General features: G+C 48.7%; 13 protein-coding genes. 4 read left to right on the plus strand and 9 right to left on the minus strand.

What is annotated here, in order from left to right; all coding sequences use genetic code 11:
- Positions 1-53 precede the first annotated feature (53 nt).
- Complete coding sequence (gene ribF, locus ACNFVB_RS11115; RefSeq protein WP_430737542.1) at positions 54-1094, plus strand: riboflavin biosynthesis protein RibF; 1041 nt, start codon at positions 54-56, stop codon at positions 1092-1094.
- A 154-nt stretch (positions 1095-1248) separates the two neighbouring features.
- On the opposite strand, the gene ACNFVB_RS11120 is transcribed toward ribF, so the two are convergent.
- The 4 genes from ACNFVB_RS11120 to ACNFVB_RS11135 all read right to left on the minus strand — a co-directional run bounded on the left by ACNFVB_RS11120 (position 1249) and on the right by ACNFVB_RS11135 (position 6168).
- Positions 1249-1488 (minus strand): DUF2789 domain-containing protein, encoded by a 240-nt coding sequence (locus ACNFVB_RS11120; RefSeq protein WP_105244085.1) that lies wholly within the window; start codon positions 1486-1488, stop codon positions 1249-1251.
- 222 nt (positions 1489-1710) lie between these two features.
- A complete protein-coding gene (locus ACNFVB_RS11125) occupies positions 1711-2700 on the minus strand; it encodes a malate dehydrogenase (protein ID WP_172953122.1) in 990 nt (329 codons plus the stop codon).
- A gap of 325 nt (positions 2701-3025) precedes the next feature.
- Positions 3026-3655 (minus strand): ribonuclease T2, encoded by a 630-nt coding sequence (locus ACNFVB_RS11130; RefSeq protein ID WP_430737543.1) that lies wholly within the window; start codon positions 3653-3655, stop codon positions 3026-3028.
- Between the two features lie 500 nt (positions 3656-4155).
- Positions 4156-6168: a transglycosylase SLT domain-containing protein gene (locus ACNFVB_RS11135; protein ID WP_430738529.1), complete on the minus strand. Its 2013-nt coding sequence runs from the start codon at positions 6166-6168 to the stop codon at positions 4156-4158.
- Positions 6169-6619: 451 nt separating this feature from the next.
- Between ACNFVB_RS11135 and miaB the strand changes: the two genes are divergently transcribed.
- On the plus strand, positions 6620-8113 hold the full coding sequence (gene miaB, locus ACNFVB_RS11140; RefSeq protein WP_430737544.1) for a tRNA (N6-isopentenyl adenosine(37)-C2)-methylthiotransferase MiaB: 1494 nt from the start codon (positions 6620-6622) through the stop codon (positions 8111-8113).
- 126 nt (positions 8114-8239) lie between these two features.
- Here miaB and ACNFVB_RS11145 read toward each other — a convergent pair whose 3' ends face one another.
- The 3 genes from ACNFVB_RS11145 to ACNFVB_RS11155 form a co-directional block, all read right to left on the minus strand.
- On the minus strand, positions 8240-8977 hold the full coding sequence (locus ACNFVB_RS11145; protein ID WP_430737545.1) for a LysE family translocator: 738 nt from the start codon (positions 8975-8977) through the stop codon (positions 8240-8242).
- A gap of 228 nt (positions 8978-9205) precedes the next feature.
- Positions 9206-10441, minus strand: coding sequence for an acetylornithine deacetylase (gene argE / locus ACNFVB_RS11150; protein ID WP_430737546.1), 1236 nt, complete (start codon positions 10439-10441; stop codon positions 9206-9208).
- A 57-nt stretch (positions 10442-10498) separates the two neighbouring features.
- On the minus strand, positions 10499-11152 hold the full coding sequence (locus ACNFVB_RS11155; RefSeq protein WP_430737547.1) for a UPF0149 family protein: 654 nt from the start codon (positions 11150-11152) through the stop codon (positions 10499-10501).
- Between the two features lie 227 nt (positions 11153-11379).
- Between ACNFVB_RS11155 and ACNFVB_RS11160 the strand changes: the two genes are divergently transcribed.
- Entirely contained in the window at positions 11380-11820 is a 441-nt protein-coding gene (locus ACNFVB_RS11160; protein WP_192996149.1) for a hypothetical protein, read from the plus strand.
- 65 nt (positions 11821-11885) lie between these two features.
- Positions 11886-12299, plus strand: coding sequence for a cell division protein ZapA (locus ACNFVB_RS11165; RefSeq protein ID WP_430737548.1), 414 nt, complete (start codon positions 11886-11888; stop codon positions 12297-12299).
- A gap of 129 nt (positions 12300-12428) precedes the next feature.
- Here ACNFVB_RS11165 and ACNFVB_RS11170 read toward each other — a convergent pair whose 3' ends face one another.
- Both ACNFVB_RS11170 and glyS read right to left on the minus strand, forming a co-directional pair.
- Entirely contained in the window at positions 12429-12743 is a 315-nt protein-coding gene (locus ACNFVB_RS11170) for a hypothetical protein (RefSeq protein ID WP_430737549.1), read from the minus strand.
- A 323-nt stretch (positions 12744-13066) separates the two neighbouring features.
- Positions 13067-15160: a glycine--tRNA ligase subunit beta gene (gene glyS, locus ACNFVB_RS11175; protein ID WP_430737550.1), complete on the minus strand. Its 2094-nt coding sequence runs from the start codon at positions 15158-15160 to the stop codon at positions 13067-13069.
- Positions 15161-15165 lie beyond the last annotated feature (5 nt).

The raw sequence follows: 15165 nt of genomic DNA on the forward strand, positions 1-15165 counted from the left end.
CTGGGCGTGTTTTTTCCTTCTTTATTTGGTCTTATTTATCATAGCTGACATTTATGAACACCTATTTTCTTGAGCAACTGATTGCCACACCCAGCGACCTGCCTGCCCATACTCACCCAGTAGCGCTAGCGCCTTGTGTGCTCACTATCGGTAACTTTGATGGTGTGCATTTAGGCCATCAAGCGATGCTTGCCCAAGTACGCGATATCGCCGATGCGCGTGGGCTTGATGCTGCCGTCATGATATTTGAGCCGCAGCCACGTGAGTTTTTTGCGCCAGAAAGCGCCCCTGCTCGCCTCACCAACTTAGGAGAAAAGCAGGCGCTACTTGCAGAGTACGGCGTAGAGACACTCATTGTCGCAGGATTTGACAATGAGTTTCGCTCGCTATCGGCGCAGGCATTCGCGGATTTACTGGCACTGCGCCTAAACGTCAAAGCCTTGGTGCTAGGAGATGATTTTAAATTTGGTCATGACCGGACGGGCGACAGTGCGTTTTTGCGCAGCTATGGCTTAGACGTGACTAATCTGCATACCGTCGTCGATGATGGCGGCAAAGCGGCACGTATCAGCTCAACCCGTGTGCGTGATTTGTTATTGGCAGGAGATATTGCGTCGGCCAACGCCTTGCTTGGCCGTGATTATACAATGACAGGCGAGGTCATCGGTGGGGATAAAATCGGCCGTACTCTGGACTTTCCCACCGCCAATATCGAGCTTAAGCGCTTAAAGCCTGCGCTGCATGGTATCTTTGCCGTCGATGTGGTCAGCTTGGATGATAAAGGCGAGATAGTCGCAGATGGTTTAACAAAACTGGCTAATGATGACAATATGGGCATCACAGGTTTGCGTCCGCACAGTTTGTTTGGCACGGCCAGCATCGGCATCCGCCCCTCTGTCGACAAAGCCCACGACTGGCGCTTAGAAGTACATTTCCCCAACCTACAAGCTGACTTATATGGCCTGACGCTACAAGTGCGCTTTTTGCATTATTTGCATGGCGAGCGCCATTATGAGAGCTTAGACGCCCTAAAAACAGGTATCCATAATGATGTCAAAGAACTGATTGCTTGGCGCGCGCAACAGCCTGATTGAGCAGTATATTCAGATGTGATAGGTGTGAAGCTAAGATTTTTAGACATAAAAAACCATTGCCAGTATCTGAACTGAACCCCATAAGTTGGACGCAACTTATGGGGTATTTTTATGCTTTTCTAATACTTCTATATTAGGTTTTTTATGTCAGCTTTTAGGCATCTGGATGCATACGGACATTTAGCTCATCAATTGTCTCTACCCAAGCGGCGTCTTTTTGCCATTCTTCTTGCAAAAACATACGCTGATTGTCCGTCCAGATATCAGAATCTACCAGTTTTTCATCTTTGGCCAATTTGTTTTTTTCGATAAACTGATTAATCGCCTCATCAGAGCTATCGAGTCCTAACTGGGCAAATAGCTCATTCATATTATATTCAGGTTCACCTAGCATACTGTCTCTCCTTAAATGGTGCAGGTTTAATTGTACTTATTATTGCAACGAACCCATTTATTGTAGCAAGCTTTTTTTTGTTCGCTGTTAATGCACGTTTATCTAACGTTATCAATTGTATTGATGAGGGTCTCAATAAATATCAACGCACAAAACAGCCCTCAGTTCATCAATGAGGGCTTTTTTTATGGCTGTCTATCATACTTTTAGCAAAGTCATGGCTTATGGTAGTAGGTGTGCTACCGCATCACGCTCTTCGCTCAGCTCTTGCTCAGTGGCGGCCATTTTCTCTTTTGAGAATTCTGATGACACATCAACGCCGTCTACGATAGACCAGTCGCCGTTAGCGCATGTGCATGGGAATGAGTAGATAAGGCCTTCAGCGATACCGTATTCCCCATTTGAGTAAACACCCATAGAGACCCAATCGTTCTCGTCAGTACCAAGTGCCCACGTACGCATATGGGCGATAGCAGCGTTGGCAGCAGAAGCTGCAGACGAGGCACCGCGAGCTTTAATGATGGCCGCGCCGCGCTGCTGTACTTCTGGGATGTACGTGTTTTCGTACCAATCACGATCAACCAACTCTAGCGCTGGTTTGCCATTGACAGTCGCAGCCGTTAGGTCTGGATACTGGGTCGATGAGTGGTTGCCCCAGATGGTCATGTTTTTGATGTCATTGACAGTGCTGTCAGTTTTTTCGGCCAGCTGTGCCATCGCACGGTTATGATCTAGGCGAGTCATGGCGGTGAAGTTACGTGGATCTAGGTCTGGTGCGTTACGCTGAGCGATTAGCGCGTTGGTGTTGGCAGGGTTGCCGACGACCAATACTTTTACATCACGGCTAGCCACTTCGTTCAATGCTTTGCCTTGTGCTGAGAAAATCGCAGCGTTGGCTTCTAGTAAGTCCTTACGCTCCATACCTGGGCCACGTGGACGGGCACCGACGAGTAACGCGTAGTCAGCATCTTTGAATGCCACATTTGCATCATCAGTTTGAACGATACCTGCCAACAATGGGAATGCGCAGTCTTCTAGTTCCATGACCACACCCTTTAGGGCGTCAAGCGCTGGTGTGATTTCAAGCAATTGCAAAATAACTGGCTGATCTTTACCTAGCATCTCGCCAGATGCAATACGAAATAGCATCGCGTAGCTGATATTACCAGCGGCACCAGTGACGGCAACACGTAAAGGTTGTTTCATTGACATTGAATACTCCCTAATTGATGATTAGATCATTCATGATTGTAATAGATGATTATCTTTTTAGATATCGACTTGTTTGCTGCACAAAGGCAGCGCTAAACCGAGAGCTAGTGTAGCACTTCGTTTGGCAAATCGTCTAGAGACAATCAGAGGCTTGCCGCGGATTCTCACGGATTATATTGTTACATTTTATACAAAATAATCGATGGGGTCACAAAAGCACTGAGGCTACCAGCGTTTAAAAAAACGGATAAAACAAGGTAAAAGACAGCGAGTAAAGGCTAAAACACGGCCATAAACAATCACCACAGAGAGAGCATATCAACACCTACTTACCGCCTGAGATGATAAACTTGCTACCGCAATTATTTACCACTTGATAGCACTTACCAAAATCACTGCCATCATAGCAGACATGGATGTCGGTCAAAATCGACTGACGACGATTGCCCGCCTGACAGATCAGATCAATACCACTAGCGGACAGACCGCTATTTAAGCGTGTCATTTGCCTGATAAATCGCGCCTTAGACACAGTGTAACTGTTACCCGTATGCAGCTCGTTTGGGAGTTTTAGCGCACCTGCGTAGTTGGTGATTTGACGAAAGTAGCTGGCTGCACTCAGAGGGCTACAAGCGCCGTAACGCTGCCATGCCTGACTACGAACCGTGGTATCAGGCATGATACGATTGACGACTTTTAGCTGTAGCGGTGTCAGACGCGGCTCACTGCCCACACCGCAGCGCTCACCATAGCCCATATCTAGCCCCGACACCGTCAAAGAATAACCTTCTAGACATTGACGCATGCGCGCGCGTGTCGGCTGTATGCTGCATAGCGCAGGGGTCATCTCAATCATCAACACCCGCTGTCCTGTCTTGACGGTGCTAGCAGCGTGCGCGGGTAACAACATCACGCCTTGCAACATGATCAGCGCGCCTATACTAGATGACGCCATAATGGCTCGGCCAGACGGGCTAAACTTGGACGTCTTGGACGTCGATTTATAAGACAAGTGCATTTTCATCTGTGATGATGAGGGATGCCTCGCTTTTGATAATACAGACAGGGTAAAATATTTTTTGATCATAAGAGGCTGGAAACATCTAGCAATGACAAAACATGGGCTATCACTTAGGGCTGCACAAAGACGTCGATATCAGAAATCGCAAGGCTTACTAAGCATAACGGTAACAAAAATATGAGTGCTTACCAATTGATAAACACAAAACTTTGGCGCTAAACAACAGGCCAATAACCACAACACAATAAAGTCATGGTAGCAAACCGTTTTTTTTAATCTATAGCAGAAACGTAAACATCGGAGCAAGGCGGCGGCAGTAACACCGCCATATATACGGCTCCCTGACCATGTTGTCGCTACATCTGTCCTAAAATAAGCCACCAAAGACAAACCATCAAAGACGACGCATTGATGGCTATTAAAGGATAAAAGTATTAAAACGCTGCTGGCACGGTGCCCATACGCTGCGAGATCGGCTGACTGCGGCCAAGCAAACTGCTATATACCGTCGCGTTTTCCATCACATGCTTGACATAGTTACGAGTCTCAGGAAAAGCTATCGACTCCACATACTGGTCGGCCGCAAGTGAGCCATACACAGGCTGCCAGCGTTTGGCGTTGTTGGGTCCAGCATTATAGCCTGCGGTGGCCAGTACTGGCTGGTAGTTGAGCTTGCCTAAGATATCACCCATATACCATGTCCCATAGCGGATATTGGTGTCGCCGCTGTTGGCACGGCTGGCGCTATAGCTCTCGCCCAAATGACGAGCGATATACTTTGCTGTACCTGGCATGATTTGCATCAAGCCGCTTGCACCAACGTTTGAGCGTGCCGATGTCACAAAACGGCTCTCTTGACGCATGATGCCATAAGCCCACGCAGGATCGATGCCCGCCGACTGGCTATAGCGTACCACTGCGCTCTGGTGCGGCATCGGGTGCGATAGCGCCAGACTGTTTACGCTATCGGTGTTATCAATCGCATAAATCGCCCGATCCAGCCAGCCCATGTCATAGGCCTGCCGAGCGGCAGCAATGATGAGACTGTTATCACGATTGTCTCGAGCCTGTTTGACAGCCCAGTTCCACTCGCGGTTGGCGTAGCCGCGACTCGCGTCAGAGTTGTATAGTGCAAATGCACGGGCAAAGTGTGGGTTTTGCATGACGCGGGCGCGATCTGCGGCGCTGACTGTTGGCAAGTTATTGCCGCCCAAACGGCTGGCATCAAAACGCTGACCGACTTTATCTTTTGCTAGCAGGCCATAGTAATCATTACTCTTGGCGATATTTTGATACATTCTTTTTGCTAGGCCGCGTTTACCTGCATCACTTGATTGCTCATAAGCGCGTGCCAGCCAATATTGCCACTGATTGCTTTTTTGGGTTTCGCCATCCATCTTTGAGATGGCTTCGACCACATCATCCCAGCGGCTAAAGCGAATCGCGGCCATGGCATAGTCTTCGGCTTCTTCAAAGTTAAAGTCATCATCTAAGCTATTGCGAAACCAGTCCACCGCCTCAGCATTAAACCCATCATCGGTATTATGATTCATACGCTGTACCCCAAGGATACGATAGGCGTAGCGGCGGGTTTCGTCATTGAGCAAGCGTGTCGCGCGCTGATTGTCTTGTTTGATATCAAAGTCCAACTGTAGCGCTGCTTCACGATAAGACTTATCGGCGACGCGGCCCAATGCATATAAGTACAAGTATTGGTTGGTTTGGCTGGCAGGCTCACGACCAAAACGCGTAAAAAACGCTGATGGGTTGAGCTGAATCTCACTGAGCGCCGAATAAGCAATGGGCGTCCCTAAACGCGATGACAAAGCCATGATATCGCCCGTCTTGCCTTTACGTAGCATACGCTTGAGGCGCGCGGCGCGATCTTGGTTGCTAATCAAGGCGTTATTGTTCATCTCCATCGCCAGCTGATCACACAGTGCTGGCTGCTTTTTGGTGGTCAGCCATACATCAGACTTGGCCGCCATGGCACGCATGATATCGCCGCCATTATTAAAGCCAAGCGCCACCGCACAGCGCTCAGAGCTATCGGCATTGGTTATCAGATTGGCCACTTGCCTTACAGCAGCATAGTCATTGGCTGCCGCTTTGGTCTCAGCAAAGTCCGCCACCAGCTTTTCGGCCATGACCGTATTAGGATACTGACGGACAAACTGTGCCACCGCCGCCGAGCTTTGTGAGCCCAAATCCAGATTCATGCGCCAATAGGTCGGGTACATCGCAAACAACCCACCACTCATTAACTGTTCATAATTATACAGTGCGCTGACATCTCCCCGATCGGCTGCTATCGCCGCCGCCATAAACGAGTCAATGCTGTTGTCTTGTTGATAACTGGGTTTTTGCTCAAAGCGGTCATCCTCGCCCCACGTCAGCTCCGCACAAGCAACTTGTGATAGGCCAAGCGCACCAAGGGCTGTCGCCATGAAGACGCCAAACCGCAGCGTACTGGTGGTCAACCGCGATGGACGGTATTCTCGATGAACAGAGGCTCTATCCTTGATGCTATGAGCGGCGCGCAACTTTGTCATACTGACTCTCTTTCTTATGTCTTTATCAATAGGTAAACAGCGGTTTATCACGTACCGCTAAGCGTATGCCACTTATCATACTATACCCGTTGCACTTTCAACCATCAGCTTTACCTTTTGTTAATAAATACGACAGCACGGTGTAACATAAAAGTGATAGTAAGCGGCGTTATTTTGCAAAGTGGTGATTAATCGCAGTAAATAATTGATAGTGTTAGAAATAACCCACCCTATCGCCGCTTAATGACCCTTGCTAATTTTTCACATTGGCACAGGGTTGTGATAAAATACGCCACCTGTTAATCGGCTACCCTGCTATATTTTAGTCAATCATGGACTTATCCTTATGAGTGTTACTGTATTTAATCCCCGCCTCGATGACGCTAATGTTACCCCAACAACGGCGAGCGCGCCTACCGTTGCGGCACTCAAAGACTCAAGTTCTGCCAGCATGTCTGCCGATCAAGCCCCGACCAAAAAAGTCTTTGTCACCACGCAAGGCTGTCAGATGAACGTCTATGATTCTGGCAAGATGCTCGATGTGCTCGGTGATTCACACGGCATGGAGGTCACGCACAACATCGATGAAGCAGATGTCCTGCTGATGAACACCTGCTCTATCCGCGAAAAAGCGCAAGAGAAAGTCTTTTCAGAGCTAGGCCGCTGGCGCAAACTGAAAGAAAAACGTCCTGACCTTGTCATCGGTGTCGGCGGCTGCGTGGCCTCACAAGAAGGCGATAATATTCAAAAGCGCGCGCCCTACGTCGACATGGTGTTTGGTCCGCAAACCTTGCACCGTCTGCCAGAGCTGTATGATCAATCAAATGAGCAGCGTAATATCGCACCCAAAAACCGTATTGGCACCATTGATGTGTCATTTCCGAGTATCGAGAAGTTTGACTTTTTGCCGGAGCCGCGTGTCGAGGGCTACAAAGCGTTTGTCTCTATCATGGAAGGCTGCTCGAAGTATTGCTCGTTTTGTGTGGTACCTTATACTCGCGGTGAAGAGCTTTCGCGCCCGCTCGATGACGTCTTGGCCGAGATTGACAGTCTTGCCGAGCAAGGCATTCGTGAGATAAACCTACTTGGTCAAAACGTCAATGGCTATCGCGGCGAAAAAGACGACGGCAGTATTTGCCGTTTTGCAGAATTGCTGCACTATGTCTCGCACGTCGATGGTATCGAGCGTATTCGCTATACCACCAGCCACCCGCTGGAGTTTACTGACGATATCATCGATGCTTATGCCAAGCTGCCAGAGCTGGTGTCGCACCTACACCTGCCGGTGCAAAGCGGCTCAAATAATATCCTTGCGGCGATGAAACGCAACCATACTATCGACGTCTATATCAATCAGATCAATAAGTTAAAAGCCATTCGCCCCGACATTCACTTATCGAGCGACTTTATCATTGGGTTCCCTGGTGAGACCGATGAAGATTTTCAAGATACTTTGAACTTGGCAAAGGCGTTGAACTTTGATCACTCGTACAGCTTTATTTACTCTAAGCGTCCGGGCACGCCCGCCGCTGAGCTGCCTGACGATGTGAGCTTTGCTACCAAAAAAGCGCGCTTAGCAGAATTTCAAAAAGTCATTGTTGAGTCAACGCTAGCCAAGACCCATGAGATGGTCGGCACCACGACGCGTGTCTTGGTCGAGCAAGTGGCCGATCGTCACCCTGATTGCTTGATTGGTACCGCGGACAACACCCGCACGGTGATGTTCCCTTATAATGAGGCACAAATGAACGAGTTACTCGGTAAAATCGTCAGCGTACGCGTGACCGACTTCGTCAGCCCGCACATGGTCAAGGGTGAGCTGGTCGAGGTATTGGCGTAATGTTGCCTGCGTAGATATCAGCCTTCTGCTTCTTAAACGCTCATCAAAAAGCCGCTCTCTACTGAGGTAGGGAGCGGCTTTTTTTAGTAGTGGCTAGAGCGTGTTGAGCATTCAGCCTTGGCAAGATTAAACCATAAATCCATTTAATACCTCAGCCAATAGTGCCGCTGCGATAAGGATAAATATCACCCCGCAGCCACGGTTGAGCCATGCTAAGCGACTGCCTACATCTAGCCAGCTGGCCAGCTTTTTGCCACCAAGCGTATAGACAATCTGCCAAATCGTCTCACTCAAAAACAGCCCGCAAGTCAGCACAAGATACTGCGGCCATAATGGCGCACTAAAATTGATAAACTTGGGGAAAAAGGCGGCAAAAAACAAGATGGCTTTGGGGTTGGACAACGATACCCATATCCCAGTGCGAAATAACGTCATATTGCTCGGCGAGGCCTTTACCGCGGCGCTAGAGAGCGAACGCGGCCGAGGGGTGTCGTGCGCGGCCAAGGACGGCAAGCTCTCTGGATAATCGGCCGTCACCTCTTCGCTCATCTCGCGCGCATCATTCATCAAGCTGCCTGCACTTGCATCACGCCAAGAGCTGATACCCAAATAGATCAAATAAGCAGCACCGACAGTCTTAATCAGGGTCAGCAGCCACGGCGACTGACGACTAATCACATCGAGCCCCAGTAGCGTCGATAGCAACAACAAAAACAGCCCAAGGCTCAGACCCGCCAGCGTCCATAGCGTGCGCTTTACCCCATAGTTCATCCCATACTGAAACGCCAGCAGCATATTAGGACCAGGGGTCGCCGAGATAAAAAACGTACTTGCAAAAAACATCGCAAACAGATGCCAAGACATCAGCCAACCCCTACTTTTTTATAAAAATAACTAAATATACCGAAAACGAAGACACGTAAACACCACCATAAGGACGGTGTATTTTATGCCTACTTATATCGAAAACAAGCGATTTTATGCGTCAGACTCGCTATAGGCGAATCCAAATACATCAGATACGTGGCTATCAAGGCGCTCCAATGAAACGTTGTGTCGTTTTGTTTTTATATCAAATTGACTGTATTAAACTCACGACTGCGATGTAGCGCTTGCTAATAGTTTTTGCAAAAACGCATCACAGCGCGCCATCTCACTGAGCGCGACAAACTCATCAGCCTTATGCGCCTGCTCGATACTACCAGGACCGCAGATAATCGTCGGAATACCACTATTGGTGAACTGTCCGCCCTCTGTGGCATAAGCCACTTTGTGACGGGTGTCATCATCGGTGAGTGCCGCTATCAGCGCTTGTAGCTCGGCACTGTCGTTGTCAGTCATCGCAGGTACGGCCTCCATCTGTAGCAGCTCAATGCCGGTATCAGCAGCACGCGCTTGCATCTGCGCGCTTAGCTCTGCGACCTTGGCTTTGATCGGTACCAAGATATCGTCTTGTGTCATGTGCGGCAGGTTACGATAATCAAAGGTAAACTCACACAGATTGGGCACGATATTGGTCGCAGTGCCGCCTTGTATGGTGCCGACAGACAATGTCGAATACGGCACATCAAACCACTCATCATTGTCATCACGGCCGCTGATCTCGTCTGCCAGCTCATCGACATAACCAATCAAACGGCTGGCATAGCTGATGGCGTTGACACCTTGCGCGGTCAATGACGAATGCGCCGACTGACCATGTACACGGCAACGATAAACCGCGATGCCTTTGTGCGCGACAACCATCGTCATATTGGTCGGCTCGCCGACGATACAATAATCAGGCGTGATACCGCGCGCCTTGAGATCCGCCAGCAGCAATGGCGCACCCAAGCAGCCAACCTCTTCATCAAACGACAATGCCAAATGCAACGGCCGGCGCAATTGACCGGCGTTAGACAGCTTTACTGCTTGCGGTAATAGTGTCAGCGCGCAAGCAATAAAGCCTTTCATGTCGCAGGCACCGCGGCCATAGAGCTTATCGCCGCGAATGGTCGCAGTAAACGGTGCTGTCGTCCAGTCTTGCCCTTCCACTGGTACTACATCGGTATGACCGGACAGCACCAGACCGTGGTTCACCTCATCAGCGTTTGCCCCAGCAGGTACTGTGACAAACAAATTGGCCTTATCTCTGGCGTCATTAAAGGTCAGATCTACGGTCAAACCCAACTGCTCACAGTACGCTTGCACATCCTCAATCAACGCTAGATTTGAGTGGCGACTGACAGTATCAAAACCAATCAAACGCCTAAGCCAGTCGATACTATCCGTAGGATAGCCAGTGGCGTACGAGTCGTCTTTAAGCTGATCATCACTATGTAAAGTCATAAAACATCCTTATTATGAGGTACCTGTTACGATATAGGCGTCGTCCCCCTTTGAGGTTTAAGAGGGATTATTTTGGTTCATCGCATCCATGACTGGCGGCATCGGTTTTGGCAACTTACCTTCTGCTTGTAGCTCTTTGGTGGTTTTTGCATCGATGGCCAATCCAGCGATTAGCGCGATGTCTTTTACTGGTTTGCGCTTGCGAGTTGCAAAGCTCACGGGCACCATCCGCGCAAACTCGTAAATATACAAATAAGACTCTTCGCCGCCCTCAAAGTCCTCATCTTCTGCCAGACGAATCGACCCAATCTTGGCCAAATTCGACAGCATCTCGTTTTCCTCGCTACTGATCTGGCAATCAGTGATACCAAAGCCTGTCATAAAACCATTGGCCCACTGTTTCAACGCCATCACACGCTCGTATAGATCGTGTTCGTCATCCGGCAGCAGCGGCATATACGCATAAGCATCGTCTTTGTCTTTGAGCTGAAACACCGTGTCTTCTGCTTCTTCTGCGAGCAAAGTCAGCGCCGCTTCAGGCAGTGGCGCAAAGCTCAGCTCTTCAAACACCTTTGCCCATACTTGCTCGTCAGGCGCGTTACACGCCGTCATCAGCCCCGTCATCAGACCATGCACCTCACTGATCGATACGTCATTCCAGTCGTCAAATGCGGTTAGCCACGTATTCCAGCCAGAGATATTGTCATTCATAATAATTGTCCTAGTAAATGGTTGTGACTTATAAAATCAGAAAAATCGCTTATAAAACAAAAAATCAGCTCGATACCACTCATCGCGCTGAGCCAAAAAATACATAGATAAGATTTAGGTATATGTAATTACTTTGTTGATATAGATATTATGCGGTCACCTATGGCATTATTAAATACACAAAACAAAATTCATTCACGCTTACTTGTTAAGGATAAAAACTGACTATGTATGATCAACTTAAAATATTAGAAAAAATGATACTCGACATCAAAAAACAGTATCAGCTTGTCAGTGCTGAACTTAGCAGCCTAAAAAAGCAGCCAACCACAGATCCAAAGCAAATCACCGACTTACAAAACAAGCTAAATACCAGCCATAGCGAGCGTGACGGTGCCAAAAAACAACTGAACGATCTGGATAAACGTTATCAAAGCTTGGCCGAAGCCCATCATATGATCGGTGAGGAGCAAGACAAGCTACAAAAGCAGATCAGCCAATTACAACAACAAAACCGTGAATTGCAGCAGCATAATAATGAACTAAAGCAGCAGTATAGCGATATCAAACAACAAAATAGCGAATTACAGAAAAAAAACCAGTTGGCAGCAGAGCGTACTCAAGTTGTCCTCAAACGCCTCACGCGTATCGACCAAGCCGAAGGTTAGAGTCTTGGTGATCGCTGTAATAGCTGATACCCCCATTTACTGACCCATATATTGTAGGATTTATCATGACTGATGACCATACCAATGCCGCAAACAACTCGCCTAAGCAAGCAGAGCCAAGCGTATCCAAAGCCCCTATCAGCCCAACCACGGCAGGCGCTACCAGCAAGCCTATGACACCCGAGTCACAAGTCAAAAAAGTCGATATTGTCATCGCGGGCGTGACCTACCCCATTTACTGTCCGATCCATGAGCAAGAAGAGCTACTATCTGCCGTCTCTTATATCAATAACTACGCGCTGGATCTTAGACGTGAGGCACCCAGCCTGAGCCAAGAAAGCCTGCTGGTGCTGTGCTGCCTTAACTTGTATGAAAAAATCCATGCCAATCAAAGAAGCGAAGAGGATCGCTTGCAGCAAGACAAACAGTCTGAGGCGCTACTCAATAAGATCATGAAAGACGCCCAATCTATTTTGTAGGCCAGCGCGTCTTTTGGCCTGCTTGATAGATAGGTTAAAAAGAGAGTTTATGAGTAAGCAAAAAAGCGCTTGGCTCATAGAGCCAGGCGCTTTTTTTATACGCTTTTTTGATACTATGGCTAGCCGCCATCATGCATTAGGATCATATCCCTTGCCTGCATGATAGTCTGCCTGATGCTCGTAATTACAAAAAAACAAAACGTTACTATCCGTCTCCATACTGCCAGCACTTGGCTGTGCAGTATTTGTCGTGACAGATGCAGGCTTGGTTTCGAGGACACCGCGGTACTCAGCCAAGCTATTGCCACAAAAGTCACAGGTGCGCGGCGTGACCACATCGCCTTTTTGCGGCATCATGCTTTTGGGCGGCCGCGGATACATAAACTTATAAAAGGCCCACATCACAGCCCAGATGATGAGAATCACAACAATCACAGCAAACACGGCGGTGCTCCTTTGAAGACGGGTTCAGACATGATAAATGCAGCGCGGCAGCATCGCCCAAAAAGCTGGCAATATACGGCCAGCTTTTTTATGGGCTAAATAGGCTGGTAGATGCGATATAAACCAGCAAAAACAGGCATAGAACCTTTGACTATAATAGATATAGTCGTTACTAAATAAAAGAGATACACGGTACAAATTCGCTAGACTGGTACAAATTTCCTTGCGTGCGGTGCTGCGCCGATAGGTGCAGCAAAAAATTTATCCCAGTCTCGCTGTATTCTTTTTATACTGACCTGACTATATCTTAGCGACAACGAGCGCTATAGCTGTAACTCACTGATATCAGCTACGGTCAAAAACAGCGCTCGTACTTGCTTGAGCAGCGCCAAGCGGTTGTTTTTTAGCGCCGCATCTTCACTGTTGACCATGACATCAGCGAAAAATTGGGTCAAAGGCGCATCCAGACTTGCCAGCGTTTGCAAAACTTGCGTATAGTCAGCGGTTTCTAGCAAAGGCTTGACCGCTGTTTGCGCTTGTTGAACAGCCTGATACAATTCCTGCTCAGCAGGCTCAGACAATAACGCCTCGTCGACGTTATCTGCCACGCTGACCTCTGACTTGGCCAATATATTTGCCACCCGCTTGTTTGAATCGGCAAGTTTTTCAGCTTGAGCCAGCTCACTAAACGCTTGTACCGCACGAATACGCTGATCAAAATCCAGCGGCATATGCGGCTGGATCGCTTGCACCGCTTGGATGGTATCGACGCTCACGCCTTGCTCGGTGTACATCGCCCGATAGCGAGAATTTAAGAAGCCCATCACTTGAGTAAAAGTATCACCCATTTTGGCAATCTTACTGCCATCGCTGGTGCTATAGCCTTTAACCGCTTGCTCAACCAAAGCGGCAAGATTGATCGGTAGCTGTTTTTCGATCAAGATACGCAAAATACCAATGGCCGAGCGGCGCAGACTAAACGGATCTTTTGAGCCGGTAGGTGCTTGGTCAATGGCAAAAATACCGACCAGTGTATCCAAACGATCGGCCAATGCCAGACAAATACCAATCGGCGTCTGCGGTAATACATCCCCGCTAAACTTCGGCAAATACTGCTCTTGCAGGCTGGCCGCGACTGCCGCAGGCTCACCATTTAAGCGTGCATAGTAGGTTCCAGCGATACCTTGCAACTCCGGATACTCACCGACCAGCGAGCTTGCTAAATCGGCTTTGGACAAGATGGCAGCGCGCACGGTGTCTTCGACCTCGATATCGTGGCCTTGCTGCTGCATCAAGGTGGCGACAAAGGCAGCAAGCTTGGCAATACGCTCAGATTTTTCCCAAATCGTACCGAGCTTGTCTTGGAAAACGCGAGTCTTTAAGCTCTCGGTCAAAGCAAACAATGGCTGTTTTTGATCTTGCAAAAAGAAAAACTCGGCATCAGCCAAGCGCGGCCGCACGACTTTTTCGTTGCCTTCGATGATTTGGTTGGGATCTGTGGACTCAATATTGGTGATAAAAATAAAGTACGGCTGCAACTTACCTGCTTTATCGGTTAAGCAAAAATACTTTTGATCCGCTTGCATGGTGGAGATTAGCGCCTCTTGCGGCACTTGCAAAAAGCGCGGCTCAAAGCTTGCTCTAAGCGCAATCGGGAAATCAACCAGCGCGGTCACTTCATCTAGCAACTCTTGCGGTACGATGGCGTCGGCATTGACTTCATCGGCCAGTGCTTTGACTTGGTTTTTGATGAGCATTTGACGCTTATCAAAATCGGCCACCACTTTTAGATCCGTTAGTAGCGACTCATAGTCGGTAGCATGAGCAATCTTACGATAGTCAGGGCTGTGGAAGCGGTGACCACGGGTTTGGTTGCTGGTTTGATGCCCTTGGATAGTGGCATCGATCACCGCATCGTCTTGCATCAAGACTGTCCACTGTACCGGACGCACAAACTCTTCTCGGCTGCTACCTGAGCGCATACGCTTGGCAATTGGCAGACTATCTAATGCCGTCTGAAAGATGCTCGGTAGCAGCTCTGTGGTCGCTTGACCGTGAATGGTCTGCTCGTAGCCGACATAATCCCCTTTATCGGTGTTAATCGTTATCAGCTCGCTGGCTTCAATCCCTAAACCCTTAGCAAAGCCCATCGCTGCACGGGTTGGGTTGCCATCGCTATCAAACGCTGCTTTAATCGCAGGGCCACGTTTTTGTTCGGTACGATCAGGCTGCTTGTCGCTAATTCCTGTGATCTGAATCGCCAAACGGCGCGGTGCGGCAAAGGACTTGATGCCATCAAAACTGATATCGGCGTCTTTTAGTTGCTCGGTGACACTCGTTTGCAGGGCATCGCGTAGCGGTTTTAGGCTTTTTGGAGGTAGCTCTTCACACCCCAGTTCAAATAAAATAGTACTCATGGGAT

It is taken from the genome of Psychrobacter sp. VH5 (assembly GCF_050572635.1).
Taxonomy (GTDB): Bacteria; Pseudomonadota; Gammaproteobacteria; order Pseudomonadales; family Moraxellaceae; genus Psychrobacter; species Psychrobacter celer.

Bases quoted from the DNA above. Each gene is read 5' to 3' on its own strand.
- ribF (WP_430737542.1), top strand. From the start codon at position 54: ATGAACACCTATTTTCTTGAGCAACTGATTGCCACACCCAGCGACCTG.
- ACNFVB_RS11155 (WP_430737547.1), bottom strand. From the start codon at position 11,152: ATGAATGACAATATCTCTGGCTGGAATACGTGGCTAACCGCATTTGAC.
- argE (WP_430737546.1), bottom strand. From the start codon at position 10,441: ATGACTTTACATAGTGATGATCAGCTTAAAGACGACTCGTACGCCACT.
- ACNFVB_RS11135 (WP_430738529.1), bottom strand. From the start codon at position 6,168: ATGGCGACAGCCCTTGGTGCGCTTGGCCTATCACAAGTTGCTTGTGCG.
- glyS (WP_430737550.1), bottom strand. From the start codon at position 15,160: ATGAGTACTATTTTATTTGAACTGGGGTGTGAAGAGCTACCTCCAAAA.
- ACNFVB_RS11120 (WP_105244085.1), bottom strand. From the start codon at position 1,488: ATGCTAGGTGAACCTGAATATAATATGAATGAGCTATTTGCCCAGTTA.
- miaB (WP_430737544.1), top strand. From the start codon at position 6,620: ATGAGTGTTACTGTATTTAATCCCCGCCTCGATGACGCTAATGTTACC.
- ACNFVB_RS11145 (WP_430737545.1), bottom strand. From the start codon at position 8,977: ATGTCTTGGCATCTGTTTGCGATGTTTTTTGCAAGTACGTTTTTTATC.
- ACNFVB_RS11165 (WP_430737548.1), top strand. From the start codon at position 11,886: ATGACTGATGACCATACCAATGCCGCAAACAACTCGCCTAAGCAAGCA.
- ACNFVB_RS11130 (WP_430737543.1), bottom strand. From the start codon at position 3,655: ATGGCGTCATCTAGTATAGGCGCGCTGATCATGTTGCAAGGCGTGATG.
- ACNFVB_RS11125 (WP_172953122.1), bottom strand. From the start codon at position 2,700: ATGTCAATGAAACAACCTTTACGTGTTGCCGTCACTGGTGCCGCTGGT.
- ACNFVB_RS11160 (WP_192996149.1), top strand. From the start codon at position 11,380: ATGTATGATCAACTTAAAATATTAGAAAAAATGATACTCGACATCAAA.